The sequence below is a fragment of the Candidatus Delongbacteria bacterium genome (genome assembly GCA_041675285.1).
Taxonomy (GTDB): Bacteria; CAIWAD01; CAIWAD01; order CAIWAD01; family CAIWAD01; genus CAIWAD01.
The window spans coordinates 227080-244551 of sequence record JBAYTZ010000001.1 but is presented as its reverse complement, the minus strand read 5'-3'; the positions used below and the strand labels follow the sequence as shown (position 1 = coordinate 244551).

At 68.9% G+C, this 17472-nt stretch carries 14 protein-coding genes; 9 read left to right on the top strand and 5 right to left on the bottom strand.

Translation table 11 applies throughout. The features are described 5' to 3' along the window. Positions 1-93 precede the first annotated feature (93 nt). Both WC326_00865 and wecB (WC326_00860) read left to right on the top strand, forming a co-directional pair. On the top strand, positions 94-1056 hold the full coding sequence (locus WC326_00865) for an NAD-dependent epimerase/dehydratase family protein (protein MFA7329599.1): 963 nt from the start codon (positions 94-96) through the stop codon (positions 1054-1056). Between the two features lie 2 nt (positions 1057-1058). Further along, on the top strand, positions 1059-2162 hold the full coding sequence (gene wecB, locus WC326_00860) for a UDP-N-acetylglucosamine 2-epimerase (non-hydrolyzing) (GenBank protein ID MFA7329598.1): 1104 nt from the start codon (positions 1059-1061) through the stop codon (positions 2160-2162). Between the two features lie 105 nt (positions 2163-2267). On the opposite strand, the gene wecB (WC326_00855) is transcribed toward wecB (WC326_00860), so the two are convergent. Genes wecB (WC326_00855) through WC326_00845 form a run of 3 tightly spaced genes read right to left on the bottom strand, consistent with a single transcriptional unit; the run spans position 2268 to position 5532 of the window. After that, the gene (gene wecB / locus WC326_00855) at positions 2268-3380 is read right to left on the bottom strand and encodes a UDP-N-acetylglucosamine 2-epimerase (non-hydrolyzing) (protein ID MFA7329597.1); all 1113 of its coding nucleotides are present in this window, start codon (positions 3378-3380) and stop codon (positions 2268-2270) included. Between the two features lie 5 nt (positions 3381-3385). Further along, positions 3386-4510: an NAD-dependent epimerase/dehydratase family protein gene (locus WC326_00850; protein MFA7329596.1), complete on the bottom strand. Its 1125-nt coding sequence runs from the start codon at positions 4508-4510 to the stop codon at positions 3386-3388. Next, complete coding sequence (locus WC326_00845) at positions 4507-5532, bottom strand: polysaccharide biosynthesis protein (protein MFA7329595.1); 1026 nt, start codon at positions 5530-5532, stop codon at positions 4507-4509. Before WC326_00845 ends, WC326_00850 begins: the two co-directional genes overlap by 4 nt. Positions 5533-5713: 181 nt before the next feature. Between WC326_00845 and WC326_00840 the strand changes: the two genes are divergently transcribed. After that, entirely contained in the window at positions 5714-6412 is a 699-nt protein-coding gene (locus WC326_00840) for a lysophospholipid acyltransferase family protein (protein ID MFA7329594.1), read from the top strand. A gap of 140 nt (positions 6413-6552) precedes the next feature. Here the strand turns inward: WC326_00840 and WC326_00835 are convergent, their stop codons facing one another. After that, positions 6553-7413 carry a DUF3473 domain-containing protein gene (locus tag WC326_00835; protein ID MFA7329593.1) on the bottom strand — a complete coding sequence of 287 codons (861 nt, stop codon included), beginning with the start codon at positions 7411-7413 and terminating at the stop codon, positions 6553-6555. A 147-nt stretch (positions 7414-7560) separates the two neighbouring features. Between WC326_00835 and ychF the strand changes: the two genes are divergently transcribed. The 6 genes from ychF to WC326_00805 all read left to right on the top strand — a co-directional run bounded on the left by ychF (position 7561) and on the right by WC326_00805 (position 16382). Further along, positions 7561-8646: a redox-regulated ATPase YchF gene (ychF, locus tag WC326_00830; GenBank protein ID MFA7329592.1), complete on the top strand. Its 1086-nt coding sequence runs from the start codon at positions 7561-7563 to the stop codon at positions 8644-8646. Next, positions 8639-10402 (top strand): hypothetical protein, encoded by a 1764-nt coding sequence (locus WC326_00825; protein MFA7329591.1) that lies wholly within the window; start codon positions 8639-8641, stop codon positions 10400-10402. Before ychF ends, WC326_00825 begins: the two co-directional genes overlap by 8 nt. Beyond that, the gene (locus WC326_00820) at positions 10386-12131 is read left to right on the top strand and encodes an ABC transporter ATP-binding protein (GenBank protein MFA7329590.1); all 1746 of its coding nucleotides are present in this window, start codon (positions 10386-10388) and stop codon (positions 12129-12131) included. The genes WC326_00825 and WC326_00820 overlap by 17 nt, the downstream gene beginning before the upstream one ends. Further along, a complete protein-coding gene (locus tag WC326_00815) occupies positions 12131-13939 on the top strand; it encodes an ABC transporter ATP-binding protein (GenBank protein ID MFA7329589.1) in 1809 nt (602 codons plus the stop codon). The genes WC326_00820 and WC326_00815 overlap by 1 nt, the downstream gene beginning before the upstream one ends. After that, positions 13929-14975 (top strand): sulfite exporter TauE/SafE family protein, encoded by a 1047-nt coding sequence (locus tag WC326_00810; protein ID MFA7329588.1) that lies wholly within the window; start codon positions 13929-13931, stop codon positions 14973-14975. The genes WC326_00815 and WC326_00810 overlap by 11 nt, the downstream gene beginning before the upstream one ends. Before the next feature lie 588 nt (positions 14976-15563). Continuing rightward, on the top strand, positions 15564-16382 hold the full coding sequence (locus tag WC326_00805) for a choice-of-anchor V domain-containing protein (GenBank protein MFA7329587.1): 819 nt from the start codon (positions 15564-15566) through the stop codon (positions 16380-16382). Between the two features lie 73 nt (positions 16383-16455). Here WC326_00805 and WC326_00800 read toward each other — a convergent pair whose 3' ends face one another. Next, positions 16456-17448, bottom strand: a complete 993-nt coding sequence (locus WC326_00800; protein ID MFA7329586.1) for a dihydroorotate dehydrogenase-like protein — start codon at positions 17446-17448, stop codon at positions 16456-16458. Positions 17449-17472 lie beyond the last annotated feature (24 nt).

Here is a 17472-nt window from a genome sequence, read left to right as displayed (position 1 = left end):
TTTGTACAAAGGCGGTGGCCCTGGTGGCGGGGCAGAAGAAACAACTGTTCAATGCGATGCGGGCAACCGGTCGCCAGTCAGGGAAAGGGCAACATGCGCATCCTGGTCACCGGCGCAGCCGGCTTCATCGGCTACCATCTCAGTCAGTCGCTTCTGCAGGACGGACACAAGGTCATCGGGCTTGACATCGTCAACGACTACTACGACCCGCGGCTCAAGGAGGATCGTCTCGCGCGCCTAGCCGAATTCCCCGACTTCAAGTTGGAACGCCGGGACGTGGCGGACTTGGCGGCACTGGAGCGCGTGTTTCTGGTCCACAAGCCGGAGCGAGTGGTTCATCTGGCGGCCCAGGCTGGTGTTCGTTACAGCATCAGCCATCCTCATGTCTACGGCGACAGCAACCTGACCGGATTCCTCAACATCCTGGAGTGCTGCCGACACACGCCGGGTGTGCAAGGCCTGGTCTATGCCTCCAGTTCCTCCGTCTACGGAGGCAACACCAAGATTCCCTTCTCCGTCGAGGATCGGGTGGATCAACCCCTCAGCCTCTACGCGGCCACCAAGAAGGCCAATGAGCTGATGGCCCACACCTACTCACACTTGTACAAGATGCACACGACGGGCCTGCGATTTTTCACGGTCTACGGACCCTGGGGCCGGCCGGACATGGCGCTGTTCTTGTTCACCAAGGCCATCCTGGCCGGCGAGCCGATCCGCGTGTTCAACCACGGCGACATGCGGCGGGACTTCACCTACGTGGACGACATCGTGGCCGGAATTCGAGCGGCGATCGACAAAAACCACCGCTGCGAAATCTTCAATCTGGGCAATCACAAGAGCGAGAAGCTGACGGATTTCATTGATCTGATCGAAGGCTATCTGGGACGCAAAGCCGAGCGACTGCTGGAGCCCATGCAGCCCGGAGACGTGCCGGCCAGTTACGCCGACATCGAGCACTCCCGGGAAGGACTGGGCTTCGAGCCCACTACCGATATCAACGTCGGCATCAAGCGCTTTTTGGACTGGTACGTGGACTACTACAAGGAGAAGATCTGAGCATGCGCATCGTCGCTGTGGTGGGCGCTCGCCCCAACTTCATGAAGGTGGCCCCGCTGGCCCGGGCATTTGCGGGCAGTCCGCTGGACTTCAAGATCGTCCACACCGGCCAGCACTACGATCAAGCCATGAGCCAGAGCTTTTTCGACGAGCTGGACATTCCGCACCCGGACCTGAACCTCGGAGTGGGTAGCGGCAGCCACGCCCTGCAGACGGCGGAGATCATGAAGCGCTTCGAGCCGGCCTGTCTGGAACTAAAGCCAGACTGGGTGCTGGTGGTGGGCGACGTGAACTCCACCGCGGCCTGCAGCCTGGTGGCCAGCAAGCTGGGGATCGGCGTCTGCCACGTGGAGGCCGGACTGCGCAGCTGGGACCGCAGCATGCCCGAGGAGATCAACCGGCTGGTGACCGACGTGATCAGCGACCTCTTGCTCACCACCTGTGACGAGGCGGACCGCAACCTGCTGGCCGAGGGCATTCCGGCTGAGAAGATCCACATGGTGGGCAACACCATGATCGACACGCTGGCCCACATGCTGCCCAAAGCCGCCCAGCGCGGCATGCCCGCACGCTTCGACCAACACCCGGGTGGCTACGGCGTGGTGACCCTGCACCGGCCCAGCAACGTGGACAACCCGGCGATTCTGGCCGACCTGCTGGGCACGCTGGAGATCGTCCAGCGCGAGCTGCCGCTGATCTTCGCCATCCATCCGCGCACGCGCAAGAACATCACGGCCTGCGGGCTCGAAGGCCGGTTGGCGGCCATGGACAACCTGCAACTCTGCGATCCGCTCTCGTACCTGGACTTCCTGGACCTCTACCGGCAGTCCCGCCTGGTGCTGACGGATTCGGGCGGCATCCAGGAAGAAACCAGCTGGCTGCGCGTGCCTTGTATCACGCTGCGCGAGAACACCGAGCGCGCGGTCACCGTGGAGCTGGGCACCAATTATCTGACGGGAGTTGGCCGCGCCCAGGTTCTGGCCGCGTTCCAGGATGTCATGAGTGGCAAAGGAAAGACGGGAAGTCAGATTCCTTTGTGGGATGGGCAGACGGCCAAGCGGATCTGCCAGCTCTTTGAGGATTTGGACAGCAGACGAGCCGGCTAATCGTAGGGCAGCTTCGACAGGCAAACCGGGGGTGATGGGTTCTGTGACCTGTCACCCTTTTCTCAACGCCCCCGTCACACCGGCGCGAGGAAATCCACTCCAACCCTATTCCGGCTTGAACCAGGTCACGCGGTTGATGATCGGCGTGTAGCTGGCGATCAGGTGGACCACTTTGCGTGAGACATTCAGGTCCAGGTAGTCCGTTGGCGGCTCCCAGCGGACGCCGGCCTCGCGCTCCCGGCGCACGATGCGGATGGCCTCCAGCAGGTGGGCCGGCCGGATGCCCCCCACGATGATCGAGCCCTTGTCCAGCACCTCCGGGCGCTCGGTGGAGGTGCGGATCAGCACGGCGGGGAAATCCAGCAGGCTGGATTCCTCGCTCAGCGTGCCCGAGTCGGAGAGCACACAGAAGGCGTGCTGCTGCAGGTGGTTGTAGTCGAAAAAGCCGAAGGGCGGCAGATTGCGCAGCAGCGGGTGGAAGACCACGCCGCGCTCCTCGATCCGTTTGCGCGTGCGCGGGTGGGTGCTGTAGATCACGGGCAGGCCGTACTCCTCGGCCACGGCATTGAGGCTGGCCGTCAGGTGCTGGAAGTTGGCCTCCAGGTCGACGTTCTCCTCGCGGTGCGCGCTCACCAGCAGGTAGCGGCCGCTCGTCAGGCTCAGCTCCTCCAGCACGCGGCTGGCGGCGATGCGCTCGCGGTGCTGGTGCAGCACCTCGCCCATGGGCGATCCGGTGACGAAGATGTGCTCGCGACGGAAGCCCTCCTGGAGCAGGTAGCGCCGGCTGTGCTCCGTGTAGGGCAGGTTGATGTCGGAGATGTGGTCGACGATCTTGCGGTTGATCTCCTCCGGCACGTTCTGGTCGAAGCAGCGGTTGCCGGCCTCCATGTGGAAGATGGGCACCTTGAGCCGCTTGGCTGCGATGGCCGCCAGGGCCGAGTTGGTGTCCCCCAGGACCAGCAGCGCGTCGGGCTTCTCCTCCACCAGCACCTCGTAGGAGCGCGAGAGGATGTTGCCCATGGTCTCCCCCAGGTGGCCGCCGGCCACGCCCAGGAAGTGATCGGGCTCGCGCAGGCCCAGCTCCTCGAAGAAGATCCCGTTGAGGCGGTGGTCCCAGTTCTGCCCGGTGTGCACCAGGACGTGCGTGAAGGCGGCGTCCGCCGCCTGGATCACGGCGGAGAGGCGGATGATCTCCGGGCGCGTGCCCACGATGGTCATCAGTTTCACTGGTCGTCCTTCACCTTGAGGAAGTGGGTGTCCGGGGCGGCGGGGTCGAAGATCTGGTTGCTCCAGAACAGGCAGAGCATCTCCTCCGACCCCGTGTTTTCAATGGAGTGCGTGTAGCCCGGCGGGATGCTCACCACCTGGGGCCGCGCGCCGTCCACGGGATACTCCAGCACCTCGCTGCCGTCCACGGGCCGGAAGCGGATCACGGCCTGGCCGCGCACCACGCAGAAGGTCTCCACCTTGGTGTCGTGGTAGTGGTTGCCGCGCGTGATGCCGGGCTTGGTGGTGGAGACGAAAACCTGGCCCAGGTGCGGCGTCTTGATCCACTCGAAGAGCCAGCCGCGCGGATCGGTCTTCAGCTCGGGTGTGACGGCGAAGGCGTCGCCGGGCAGATAGCTCAGCCAGGTGGGATAGAGCACGGCGTCCAGGGGATCGGCCATGTCGGGAATCCTCCCCGCGTCGCGCATGGCCGCGTAGCCCTCCAGCCGGTCGCGCAGCTCGCCCACGCTCAGCTCGTGCACGGTCGCCACCGTCAACAGCTCCCCCGGGTCCGGCGCCGGCGCGCCGTCCAGCAGCGCCAGGAAGGCCGCCACCACGTCGTCCACGTAGTTGAGCTGGAGTCGGGCGGCGGGGTTGTCCACCCGCAGCGGCAGGCCGCGCGTGCTGTTGTGGCAGAAGGTGGCCACCACCGAATTGTAGTTGGGCAGGCCCCACTTGCCGAACAGGTTGAGCAGGCGGAAGACGAAGACCGGCGCCCCGCTCGCGCGGGCGTGGTCCGCCAGCAGGTCCTCAGCCGCGCGCTTGCTGGCGCCGTAGGGATTGTCCAGCGCCGCCTGGCTGCTGGAGCTGAACACCAGCGGCACGGCCGCGCCCCGCCGCGCCAGGCGCCGGCAGAGGTGGGCCGTCAGGTCGACGTTGACGGCGGTGAACTCCTCGGGCCGGGGCGGACGGTTGCTGCCCGCCAGGTGGAACACGAAGTCCGCCTGCTCCAGCGCGGCGTCCAGCTCCTCCAGCGTGTGGTCGCGGTCCAGTTCGAGCAGCTCGAGTTCCGGCCGGCGGCGCAGGGCCGCGCCGAAGTTGCGTCCCAGGAAACCCGCCGCTCCGGTCACCAGCACCTTCATACGTGGATGCCCTTTCCCGCCAGCGCGTCGGCGACGAAGTCCAGCGAGAGCAGCAGGTCCTTCACCTGGGCCCCGTCCAGCTGCTCGGTGTTGTTGGAGGAATAGTCGCCCCCCTCGCTGATCCCCGCGTCGCCCTGGGTGAAGTAGACGTCGTAGTTCAGGTCGCGCGCGTCGGCGGGCACGCGGTAGAAATTCCCCAGGTCCTCGGAGCGGGCCATCTCCTCGCGCGAGCAGAGGGTCTCGTGCAGTTTCTCGCCGTGGCGCGTGCCGATGACCTTGATCTGCGAAGGGGAGCCGAACAGCTCGTTCAGGGCCTGGGTCAGCACGCCGACGGTGCAGGCCGGCGCCTTCTGCACAAAGATGTCCCCGGGGCGGGCGTTGTCGAAGGCGAAGATCACCAGCTCCACCGCGCCCTTCAGCGTTAGCAGGAAGCGGGTCATGGAGGGATCGGTCACGGTCAGGGGCTGGCCGGCCAGCAGCTTCTCGATGAAGAAGGGGATCACCGAGCCGCGCGAACCCATCACGTTGCCGTAGCGCGTGCCGCAGAGCCGCGTGCCCGCCGCCTTGAGCGTGCGGGACTTGGCCACCATCAGCTTCTCCAGCAGGGCCTTGGTGATCCCCATGACGTTGATGGGGTAGACGGCCTTGTCCGTGGAGAGCACCACCAGCCGCTCCACGCCGTGGGCCACGGCGCTGGAGAGCACGTTCTCCGTGCCCAGCACGTTGGTGCGGATGGCCTCCATCGGGTAGAATTCGCAGCTGGGCACCTGCTTGAGCGCGGCGGCGTGATAGACAAAGCTCACGCCGTGCATGGCCTCGTCCACGCTGGAGCGGTCCCGCACGTCGCCGATGTAGAACTTCACCCGGTAGTTGTCGTAGCGCATGCGCATGTCATGCTGCTTTTTCTCGTCCCGGCTGAACACCCGGATCTCGCCCGCGTCCGTGGGCAGCAGGCGATCCAGCACGGCGTTCCCGAAGGAGCCGGTGCCGCCCGTGATGAGAAAGGTTTTGCCGTCGTACATGATGCCACATGATTTGAGGGGTGTCCGAAGCTCCAGGCGACCCGGTGCCTGGTCCCAATGTACAAGGCTGAAGGCGCCTTGGCTCTTCCGGGGGTCCGGGCCAGCCCGGGCTTTTCTACCTTGCGTCCCGATTTCGGGCCTGCCCACGGGCGGAACGGCCCTCTCAATCCCCAGGAGCCCGATGGCCCTCACCCTGCTCCAGTCCCTGGAAAACGGGACGCGCGTCCTGCTCCACATGGTGCTGGACACCTACCTCTTCGGCTACAACCGGGTGACCTACCACCACCGGGAGCGGCTGGAAGAGCTGGATCAGCTGATCATCGTGGCCAACCACACCAGCCACTACGACGCCGCCGTGCTGCTCTCGGCCTTTCCCTACAGCCGCATGCACCACGTGCACCCGGTGGCGGCCAAGGACTATTTCTTCTCGTCGCGCCTCAAGGGATTCTTCTTCCGCCTGTTCATGAACGTGCTGCCCATCGAGCGCTCGGCCAAGCTCCACGAGGCCTTCGTGCCCACCGAGGAGGCCCTGGCCCGGGGCGACAGCATCATCATCTTCCCCGAGGGCACGCGCAGCGTGGACGGCGAGGTCAAGGCCTTCAAGGTGGGGGTGGGCTATCTGGCGGCGCGCTTCGGCCTGCCCGTGCTGCCGGTCTACATCGATGGCGCGCACAAGGCCTTCGGCAAGGGGCACTCGGTCCCCAAGGCCCTCAAGGTGAGCGTGGTCTACGGCCGCCCCCAGCGCTACGAGGGCGATCCGGAGGATCGCGAGGGCTGGGCGGCCTTCGCCGCGCATCTGCGGGAGGAGGTGCTGCGCATCGGCCGGGCCTACTGCCGCGCCCGGGACAACTACAACCTCTTCCCGCCTCCGCAGGCCTAGCTCCCCTGAGAATCACCACAGAGACACAGGGACACAGAGGCGCTGTTGGTTTTTGGCGGCGGAAACGCCGCTGGAGCAACCGCCTTCAAGTTCCAAGCTGCGCGGATGGGGTCGATCGAGCCGGATCGTGAAACCCCTGCTCAGTCCTCGCCGATGGGTTGGAAGCGGAACTCGCCCAGCACGCGCTCCAGCCGCTCGCCCAGCCCTTCCAGACCGTGGTATTGCCGCAGCCGCCGCCAGAGCGGCAGCCGCAGGCGCGGCTGGTCCAGATCCAGCTCCCAGGGATGCACGTACAGGTGGAAGGAGCGGCCGGCGCGGTTCCACTCGCGCATGTGGCTGAGATTCCAGCCCATGGGCAGGGCGCGCAGCCAGAACCCGCCCCCCCAGGCCAGCGGCTGGCCCAGCACGCGCTGCCCGGCCAGCGGGAATTCGCGCACGGGGCCCGCGGGAGTCTCCACCACGTGCGGCCGCGCCTCGCGCAGCTCGCGGCGGCGCTCTTCGGGGAGCGGAGCCAGCACGCGCGCCGAGAGACGCGCCGCCTGCTGGCTGCTGGACCAGATGAAGCCCGCCCGGCGCAGCTCGCCGTAGTAGTCGGGCGTGGGCGGCAGGCTGAAGTCCGGGGCACGGTAGCCCGGGCCGGCGCCCTGGGCGGATTCCCAGGGCCGCAGCAGTGCGCGGCTCTCCTCCAGTTCGCGACGGAATTCTTCCAGAGACAGGCGGTGGACGGGGCGGTGCCCCAGGCCGTGGCTGGCGATCTGGTGCCCCATGGCGGCGATCTCGTCCACCAGGGCCGGGCTGTGCCGCGCCACCTCGCCCAGGACAAAAAACGTGGCCCGCACCTGGAACTGCTCGAAGAGTCCCAGCAGACGCCGGGTGCCGTAGACCACGCGCTGGGCCAGCTGCTCGCGCAGCGGACAGTCGTCCAACCGCCGCAGCCGGCGCTGCAGGTTGGCGGAATGGTGGGCGCTCTCCAGGTCCACGCTCAGGTAATGGTAGCGCACCGTCTCCCCCGTCCCCCGGGTCCGCCGCCGGACCCACCACGATGCCCGCATTCGCCGGGGCGATTCTCCACCGCCCCAAAGCTCTCGCCCAAGTCCATCCTATATTGCTTCCCACAATCCACATGGGCAACTGGGCGGAACGGGCACATGGAAATCGGCATCATCGGACTGCCCCAGGCGGGCAAGACGACCCTCTTCAACGCACTCACCGGGCTGGGTGTGGAACTGGGCTACGCGGGTGGACGCAAGAACGCCAACCGGGGCGTGGCCCGCGTGCCCGACGAGCGCCTGGAGCGGCTCAGCGCACTCTACAAGCCCAAGAGCACGGTGCATGCCACGGTGAACTACGTGGACCTGGGCGGCCTGTCCGGCGAGGGCCGCAAATCCAGCGGCTTCCCGGCCGAGGTGCTGCAGACCCTGAAGCCCTGTGATGCCCTGCTGCTGGTGCTCCGGGACTTCGAGAATCCCGAGCTGCCGCATCCCGACGGCCCGCCGGACCCGCTGCGCGACCTGCGCACGGCCCAGGATGAGTTCCTGCTCTCGGATTTGGCCATCTGCGAGGGACGGATCGAGCGGCTGGAAAAACAGCTGATGAAGGCCAAGGACAAGGAGCTGGCCTACGAGCTCGAGACCCTGAAACTGTGTCACGTCGCCCTCGATGAGGAACGTCCGCTGCGCACGATGGAACTGGACGAGGCGCGCCGGCGCGTGCTGCGCTCCTACGCGTTCTTGAGCCTCAAGCCGCTGCTGGTGGTGCTCAACACCCAGGACGACGCGGTGACGGACGAGGCGCGCCTGGCTCTGCTGCGCGAGCAGGCGGGAGGCGGCGGCCAGCGCTTCCTACAGGTCAGCGCCCGGATCGAGATGGAGCTGGGTCAGATGGAGCCCGAGGAGGCCGGGGAATTCCTGGCCGAGTACGGCATCACCGAACCCGCCCTGAACCGCGTGTTGCGCGTGTCCTTCGAGCTGCTGGAGCTGGAGACCTTCTTCACCGTGGGCGAGGACGAGTGCCGGGCCTGGACCCTGCACAAGGGCTCCACGGCGCCCGTGGCCGCCGGGGTCATCCACAGCGACATCCAGAAGGGCTTCATTCGCGCCGAGGTGGCGCCTTCCGCCGAACTGCTGCGGCTGGGCAGCCTGAGCGCCTGCAAGGACAAGGGCAGCCTGCGCCTGGAGGGCCGCGAATACGTGGTTCAGGAAGGGGATGTGGTCCATTTCCGCTTCAATGTCTGAGCCCTCCTCCGCCCGCTCCCTGCCGGCGGCCTGGAGCTGGTTACGGCCCGAGCGCGTCCTGCGGCGCGCGGAGCTGGGCACCACACTCTGGTCGGACCTGGGTCCGGCGGGACGCGCGCGCGCCCGGGATCTGCTGACCGGCGTCCGGCCGGAGCTGCAGGCCGCCGCCCCGCCCGCCACGCTGGCGGAAGGCCGCCGCCAACTGGCCCTGCGCCAGCTGGAGCGCGAACTGGGCGAACTGGATCAACTCCCGCAGCGGGCCGAGCTGGCCGCCCGGGCGGCCGAGGCCCTGGGTCCGGCGGCCTTGGCTGCGGATCCCGAACTCGTGCTGGAACGACTGGAGCGGCTGGAGGAGCTGGCCGCCCCGCTGCGCAGCCGCGGACAGCTGGAGCTGGCGGGCTCCCGGGAGGACGGCCGCCGTGGCGCCCGGCGGCTGCGCGCCACGGCCCGCCAGCTGGAGCAGCGGCTGCCCCTGCTCCTGCCACTGCAGCCGCGTCCGGGCCTGCAGGGTCTGCTGACCCTGGCCGATGAACTGGAACACGCCCTCCCCCACGAAACTCCCGCGCCGGACCGCGCCTGGCGCGAGCTGGAGGCCGAGGCCGGCTGGTCCCTGGCCCAGTTGCTGGAGCGCGTGGAGAGCGAGCTGGGCGGCCTGGCCGCCGACCTGGAGAAGCGCGCCGAAACCCTGCGCCAACGCTATCTGGGCGCCACACCGGCGGAGGGGCCGGCACTGCCCTGGCTGCGCGGCCAGTTCGCGCTGGACCCGCCGCGCCCGGAACACTGGGCCTGGCTGCACAACCGACACCTCCAGGACATCAGTCGCCACCTGGTCCAGTTGGGATTGGAGCACGAGCGGCCCGCCGCGCGCGTCCAGCCCGGCCTGGAGCCGGACTGGCCCTGTCCCGGTCCGGACGAGGCGGGCGAGGGGCTGGCCCTGCCCGATCTTTCCTTATTGGATCTCGCCCGGCTGGAGGCCCTGCTGGCCGAGCACCACCACGGCCAGCTGGCTGTGAGCGCCGCCCGCGAGGGACTGCCGGGACGGCTCTGGCTCCTGCGGCGCATCCGCGGACAGGAGTTGTCCGACCCGGCGGCGGGCGTGCTCGCCGCCCTGACCCGCCCTGCGGACCTGGACGTCTGGGCCCGCTGGGCCGGAGCCTGGCTGCCGCGCAGCGGCTGGCTGGCGGGGGATGCCCGCCTGCGCCTGCTTTCCAGGCTGGCCGACTGGCGCGATCTCTGCCTGACCCGCGCGGACCTGGAGCGGCGGCTGGCCATGCGGCCCGAGGCCGAGATCCGGCATCGGCTGGAGCGCGAGTCCGGCCTGCCCCCGCTGCTGGCCGAAGCCGCCTGGCAGCACCTGTTGCGCGAGCCGGGCCGGGAGGCCCTGGCCAGCGCCCGGCTCTTCGACCTGCAGGAGGCCGGCCGGCGCTGGCGCCGCCAGCAGCGCGGCAGCGCGGCGGATCTCTTCCGGCTCAGCGCCGAGGCCGCCCTGCTGCCCGGCAGCTGGCTGCGCGCCCACTTCGCCGCCCAACCCGGCGCGGGCCGCCAGTGGCACGCGCTGCCCCCTGCCCTGGTCAAGCCTGTCGCCCGGCCCGAACTGCTGGGCGAGGTGGAGGAACGGCTGGCCGCCCTGGGCCGCATCCAGCGCGAGGATCTGGAGGCCGGGCGGGAGTTCGACGCACCGGGGGCAGCCGCCGCGGCGCCGGACGAAGAGGCGGGCGAACCCGCGGAAAGGGAGCGCGGTGCGAAACCTGAGTGAGATCCTGCGCCTGCTGGCGCGCTACAAGGGCCGTCTGGCCGCGGGCGCGCTGTTCGTGCTCCTGACCAACACCATCCTGATCTTCGGCCCGCGCCTGCTGGGCGCGGCCATCGACGACCTGCGCGTCGGACTGGTGCGACACCCCCTGGGCTGGTACCTGGGCTGGCTGCTGGCCGTGAGCGTGGGTCAGGGCCTGACACGTTTCGCCATGCGCCGGATCCTCATCGGCGCCTCGCGCAAGGTGGAGCGCGACCTGCGCGCCACCTACCTGGAGCGCCTGCTGGAGCTGCCCCGCGCTTTCTTCGCCCGCCACTACACGGGCGACCTGATGAGCCGCGCCACCCAGGACATCGAGAACGTGCGCATGGCCGCCGGCCCGGCGCTGATGTACTCGCTGGACACGCTCTTCCTCAGCGCCTACAGCCTGAGCATGATGCTCTGGATCCAGCCGGGCCTTACGGGCATCGTGCTGCTGCTGCTGCCACTGATCAGCGGCCTGGTGTGGTGGATCTCGCACCACATCCACCTGGCCACGATGGAGTCCCAGCGCTGTTTCGGCCGCCTCTCCACCTCGATCCAGGAATCCCTGAGCGGCATCCGCGTGGTCCAGGCCTACGTGCAGGAGGAGGCGCGCGGCGCCGGCTTCAACCGCGAGCTGCTGGAGTACCGCCGCCTGCAGATGAAACTGGTGGGCCTCCAGAGCGCGTTCCGGCCGCTCTTGGGCCTGCTCTTCGCCGTGGGCCAGGGCCTGGTGCTCTGGCAGGGCGGCGTGCTGATCATCGCCGGGCGGCTCAGTCTGGGCGACTACGTGGCCTTCTCCACCTACCTCACGCTGCTCTCCTGGCCCATGGTGGCCACGGGCTGGAGCTTGAGCCTGCTCCAGCGCGGCAGCGCGGGCATGCGGCGCTTGAACGAGATCCTGGGCGCGCCGGAGGACCTGAACCGGGGCGGCCTGCGGCCGGAGCTGGTGCCCCTGCTGGAGGTGCGCGGGCTGGGCTTCCGCTATCCCGATGCGGCCACCCCGGCGCTGACGGACATCAGTTTCACGCTGGAACCCGGCCGCACGTTGGGCCTGGTGGGACCCACGGGCAGCGGCAAGAGCACGCTGCTGCGGCTTATCTCGCGCCAGGCGGATCCCGACCAGGGCAGCATCCGGCTGGGCGGCCACGAGCTGGCCGAACTGGACGCCGACCTGCTGCGCGCCCAGCTGAGCGTCGTGCCCCAGGAGGCCTTCCTGTTCAGCGCCAGTCTGGCGGACAACGTGCGCTACGGCCGGCCGGACGCGCCGGACGCCGACCTGAACCGGGCGGCGGAGGACAGCCGGCTGGAGCAGGATCTGGCCCAGCTGCCCCAGGGCTGGGAGACGCTGGTGGGCGAGCGCGGCGTGACCCTCTCCGGCGGCCAGAAGCAGCGCGCCACCATCGCCCGCGCCCTGCTCTCGGAGGCTCCGCTGCTCCTGTTGGACGACGCGCTGAGCGCCATCGACACGCGCACCGAGGAGGCCCTGGTGCGCCGGCTCAGGGACGTGATGAGCCGCCGCACCGTGCTGATCGCCAGCCACCGGCTCTCCATCATGCGGGAGGTGGACGAGATCCTGGTGCTGGACCAGGGCCGGGTGGTGGAACGCGGCACGCACTCTGAACTGGTGGCGCTGGGCGGGCTCTACGCCGCGCTCTGGCAGCGCCAGGAGCTGGTCAGCGAGCTGGTCGGCGAGTTGGAGGCCGCCTGATGAGAGGACCGGGAGGAAGCCGCGGCGGCCGGACGGGCGAGGAGCACGGGCTGGACGGCCGCCTGCTCTGGCGCCTGACGGGCTACCTGAAGCCGCACTGGCAGGGCGCGGCCTGGGCCCTGCTGATGATCGTGGGCGCCGCCGGGCTGGAGACCGCCGTGCCGCTGGTCACGCGCCACGCCATCGACGTCAACCTGCCCGCCAAGGACCTGGACGGCCTGCTGCGCTCGCTGCTGGCCTTCCTGGGCTTCTCGCTGGGCGCCTTCCTGCTGCGCTACGGCCAGCAGCTGGTGACAGGCTGGATCGGCCAGAGCATCGTGCTGGAGCTGCGCCAGCGCCTGTTCCAGCGCGTTCTGCGCCTGCACCCGGGATGGTTCGACCGGCATCCGGTGGGCCAGGTGATGAGCCGGCTGACCAACGACGTGGAATCCCTGAACGAGCTGTTCACGGGCGGGATGATCCTGATCTTCCAGGACCTGCTGCTGCTGGCGGCCATCGCCGGCGTGCTGCTCTGGATGGACTGGCGCCTGGCGCTGGTGTTGTTCACCGTGGTCCCGCTGATTTTCCTGGCCTCCTTCCAGTTCAAGCGCCTCACCCGGGCGGCCTTCCGCCGGGTGCGCTCGCTGGTGGGCGAGGTGACGGGCTTCCTGCAGGAGACCATCACGGGCATCAGCGTGGTCCAGCTCTTCCGCCGGGAAGCGGCCACGCGCCTGCGCTTCGGGCGCATGAACGACGACCTGATGCGCGAGAACGTGCGCACCATCTTCTACTTCGCCGTGTTCTTCCCGCTGATGGAGCTGCTGGGCAGCGTGGCCACGGCGGCCATCCTCTGGGCCGCGGCGGGCCGCATGCTGGAAGGGACGCTGAGCTTCGGCGCGCTGGTGGCCTTCCTGGCCTACGCCGACCGCTTCTTCCGCCCCATCCGCGACCTGGCCGAGAAGTACAACATCCTCCAGAGCGCCATGGCGGCCTCCGAGCGCGTGTTCGAGCTGCTGGACGAGCCCACCACGCTGCTCTCCGGCGCGGTGGGCGGCGTGGGCGGCCCGCCCGCCCCGCCCCGCCGAGGCGAGATCGTGCTCGAGCAGGTCTGGTTCGCCTACGAGGGCGAGAACTGGGTGCTGCGGGACGTGTCGCTGCGCATCCCGGCGGGGGGCAGCGCGGCGCTGGTGGGCTACACGGGCGCGGGCAAGAGCAGCGTGGCCGGCCTGCTGCTGCGCTTCTACGAGTTCCAGCGCGGCCGCATCCTGGTGGACGGCGTGGACATCCGCGAGTGGGACCTGCAGGCCCTGCGCAGCCGGATGGCCATCGTGCTCCAGGACGTCTTCCTCTTCTCCGGCAGCCTGGCGGACAACATCCTGCTGGGCCGCGATCTGCCCGAGGGCGCCCTGGAGGAAGCCGCCGCGCGCACGGGCCTGGACACGCTCATCGCCGGGCGCGAACTGGGCTACGATTCGCCGGTGGGCGAACGCGGCCAACTGCTCTCCGGCGGCCAGCGCCAACTGGTGAGCTTCTCGCGCGCGCTGGCCGGGGATCCCGCGCTGCTGATCCTGGACGAGGCCACCAGCAGCGTGGACAGCGTCAGCGAGGGGCTGATCCAGCAGGCCATCGCCGAACTGATGAAGGGGCGCAGCTCGCTGGTGATCGCCCACCGCCTTTCCACCATCCGCGGAGCCGGGCGGATCTTCGTCCTGCATCAGGGCCGGCTGGTGGAGGAAGGCGCCCACGACGAGCTGCTGGCGCTGGGGGGAGTGTATCAGCGGCTCTGGCTGCTGGAGCAACCCGTGGAGGCTGTCGCGCATGGCGCTTGAACCGCTGCTGCAGCTGGGCGGACAACTGGTCTCGTTCTGGACCCTGGCCCTGGGCGGTCTGGCGGGCGGGCTCACCGCCGGCCTGTTCGGAGTGGGCGGCGGCGTGATCGTGATTCCGCTGCTGATCAGCCTGGGCATCCCCCCGCGCCTGGCGGCGGGCAGCATGAACGTGGCGATCATCTCCAACGCCGCCGACGCGCTGGTGCACGACCTGCCGCGGCGCCAGGTGGACTGGCGGCTGGGACTGATCATGGGACTGGCGGCCATGGCGGGCGGACAGGCGGGCACCTGGGCCCTGGGCGCGCTGGGCAAGCCGCTGCTGGTGGACCAATTGATCCGCGGCGGCTTCCTGATCCTGCTGGTCTGGTTGGCCGTCCGCCTGCTGCGCACGCGCCGGCCCCCGGGGGAGCGGGTGCGGGCCTGGCTGGCCCTGCCCCTGCTGCGCTACCACAGTCCGTGGCAGGCCGAGCCGGTAAGCGCCGTTGCGCCGCTGCTGGTGGCGCTGGCCGGCGGCCTGATCGCCGCCCTGCTGGGCGTGGGCGGCGGCATTCTCTACGTGCCCGTGCTGCTGGCCTTCTTCCCCAAGCCCATCCAGGACCTGATCCCGGTGAGCCAGATCGCCGTGCTGCTGGGCAGCCTGTCCGTCAGCACGGGCCACGTGCTGCACACGGGCAACCTGGACCCGCGCCTGGTGCTGATCCTGGTGCTGACCGGCAGCGTGGGCACCGTGGTGGGCTCGCGGCTCAAGACCCAGCTGGACAGCCGCGTGCTGGAACGCCTGCTGGCGGTCATCCTGCTGCTGGCCGCCGCGCGGCTGACCCTGCAGGGCCTGGGAGCCTTTGGCGACACCGGAGTGCCCGGGGTGCCCCAAGGCCGACAGGAGTGGCTGGCCGGGTTCCAAGCCTGGTGCGCCCAGGGCACGCTGCAGCTCTGGCTGGGCACGGTGGGCCTGGCGCTGGGCCTGACCCCCGTCCTCTCCTGGCTGCAGCATCGCGTGCTGGATCGCCTGCGACGGCAGGATGCCGCCGCCCGCTGATCAGCAGCAGGACGCCCCGCCCCGCGTCACCGAGAAGCCCTCGCGCCAGGAATCCTTGTGGTAGTCCACCTGGGCATCGGTCAGCCAGGCCGCGTCGTCCGGGCGCGTCAGGACCAGGATGCCGTTGACCGTCTGCTGTTCGTCGTCGTCCTGCGGCTCATCCAGAGCCAGCCCCAGCCGGGGCCCGCCTCAGCCCAGGCCGTCCAGCGAAATCCGCAATCCGCTGCCCGGGTGCTCGGCCAGGATGGGCAAGAGGCGCTCGCGCGCGTCGTCGGAAATGGTCATGTCCGTGTTCCTCTTCCATGCTTCGGGTGCCGCTGGGCCGGATTTCCCGCCCGCTCCGCGTTTCCATCACTCATTTTACTTCACGTGGTGTAATTTCACAACTCGGAAATAAAATCTCCGCCGCTTGTTCGCACTTCCACATGTTTTCTGATTGTTTGTTCGTCCCAATTAAGTCAGTTTTGTGACGGAAAACGGCTCCGGACTGAATCCGGGCCACCCGGGTCCGGGCCGGCGCTTGCGAAGTGGGCCGTGCCGGCCACCGGGGATCCATCCTGCACAACAACAACCGAGACGGAGAGATTCATGAAGTACGCAGCCTTGTTCCTCCTCCTGGTGCCGACCCTTGCCTTCAGCTACTCGGGCGGCCCGCCCAACGGCTACACGGGCGCCCCGGGCGAGGCCAATTGCACCCAGTGCCACGGCGGCAACGCCTTGAACAGCGGCAACGGCTCCTTCAACATCGACGGGCCGGCGGAGTACGTGCCGGGCCAGTCCTACACCATCACGGTGACGCTGCAGGATCCGGGTCAGCGCCGCTGGGGCTTCGAGATCAGCCCGGGCAACCGCGGCCAGGTGACCATCACCGACGCGACCAACACGCAGATGGGCTTCGACGGCGGCGACCTCTACGTCAAGCACACCTCGACGGGCACCCAGAACAACACGCTGGACGGCCCCGTCAGCTGGAGCTTCGACTGGACGGCCCCGGCCAACCCCAGCGACGTCACCTTCTACGCCATGGGCAACGCGGCCAACGGCAACCTCCAGAGCGGCGGCGACTACATCTACTCGGCCACCTTCACCACCACGCCGGCCACGGCCCTGGAGCCGGCCCCGCGGCCGGCGGACTTCGCCCTGCTGGACGTGGTGCCCAACCCCTTCAATCCCAGCGCCGAGATCCGCTACCAGCTGGATCAGTCCGGCGAGGTCAGCCTGGCGGTCTACGACCTGGCCGGGCGTCAAGTGGCGCGGTTGGTGCAGGCCGTGCAGGGCGCCGGCCGCCACTCCGCCCGCTGGAACGGCCTGACGGCCTCCGGCAGCCCGGCGGCCACGGGCGTCTACCTGGCCCGTCTGGAGCAGAACGGGCGCGTCCAGGTCCAGCGCATGCTGCTGGTGAAGTAAGCGCTGCTTGTATCACACGAGACGGGGCCCGCAAGCGGGCCCCGTTTTCATTTCAGCCAGCGGCCCAGAGCGGCTAGCGGTACTCGCGCAGGGCCCGCATGTAGTTGGCGCGCTCGAAGGCGGCGGGATCCGGCACCTTGTCCAGGCTCATGGAGCCCTTGAGCTGACGCAGGGATTCGTACTCGTGCTCGGTCAGCCACTGGCGGACGGTCTCGAGCATGCCACGGGCGTGGTCGGGCCCGTGGATCAGCAGGCTGGCGCAGAGCTGGCAGGCGTCGGCGCCGGCCATGCTGGCCTTGATGACGTCCCGGCCGGTGTGCACGCCCGTGGAGACGGCCAGGCTGGCCCGGCTCACCACGCTGCGCAGGATGGCCGTCCAGCGCAGGGACATGCGCAGGCTGGCGGAATTGCTCAGGTGCACCTCGGGGACCACTTCCAGATTCTCGATGTCCAGATCGGGCTGGTAGAAGCGGTTGAACAGCACAAGGCCGTCGGCGCCGGACTGCTCCAGCTTGCGCGCCATGTTGGGCAGGCTGCTGAAGAAGGGCGAGAGCTTGATGGCCACGGGCACGCGCACGCTCTGGCGCACGCGGGTCAGGTCCTCCAGGTACATCTGCTCCACGGCCGCCGCGTCCAGATCCGGATGGGTGGGGATGGAATAGATGTTGAGCTCGATGGCGTCGGCGCCGGCCTCCTCCATCTTGTGGGCGTAGGCCGTCCAGCCGCCGGGCGTGACGCCGTTCAGGCTGGCGATGACGGGGATGGCGACGGCCTGCTTGAGCTTGCGGATCTGCTCGAGATAGCCGTCGGGGCCGGAATGAAAGTGCCCCAGATCCGGGAAGTAGCCCAGAGCCTCGTTGTGGCTGTCCGCCGAGGTCTCGAGATGGTGGGCCAGTTCCAGTTCGGAGTGGCGGATTTCCTCCTCGAAGAGCGAGTACATCACCACGGCGGCGATGCCGGCCTCTTCCAGGCGCTTCACCGTGTCCAGCTCGCGGGAAAGCGGGGACGCGGCGGCGATGAGCGGATTGGGAAGCTGAAGTCCCATATAGCTGGTTGAGAGATCCATCAACGACTCCTGAGCCTATGGTTC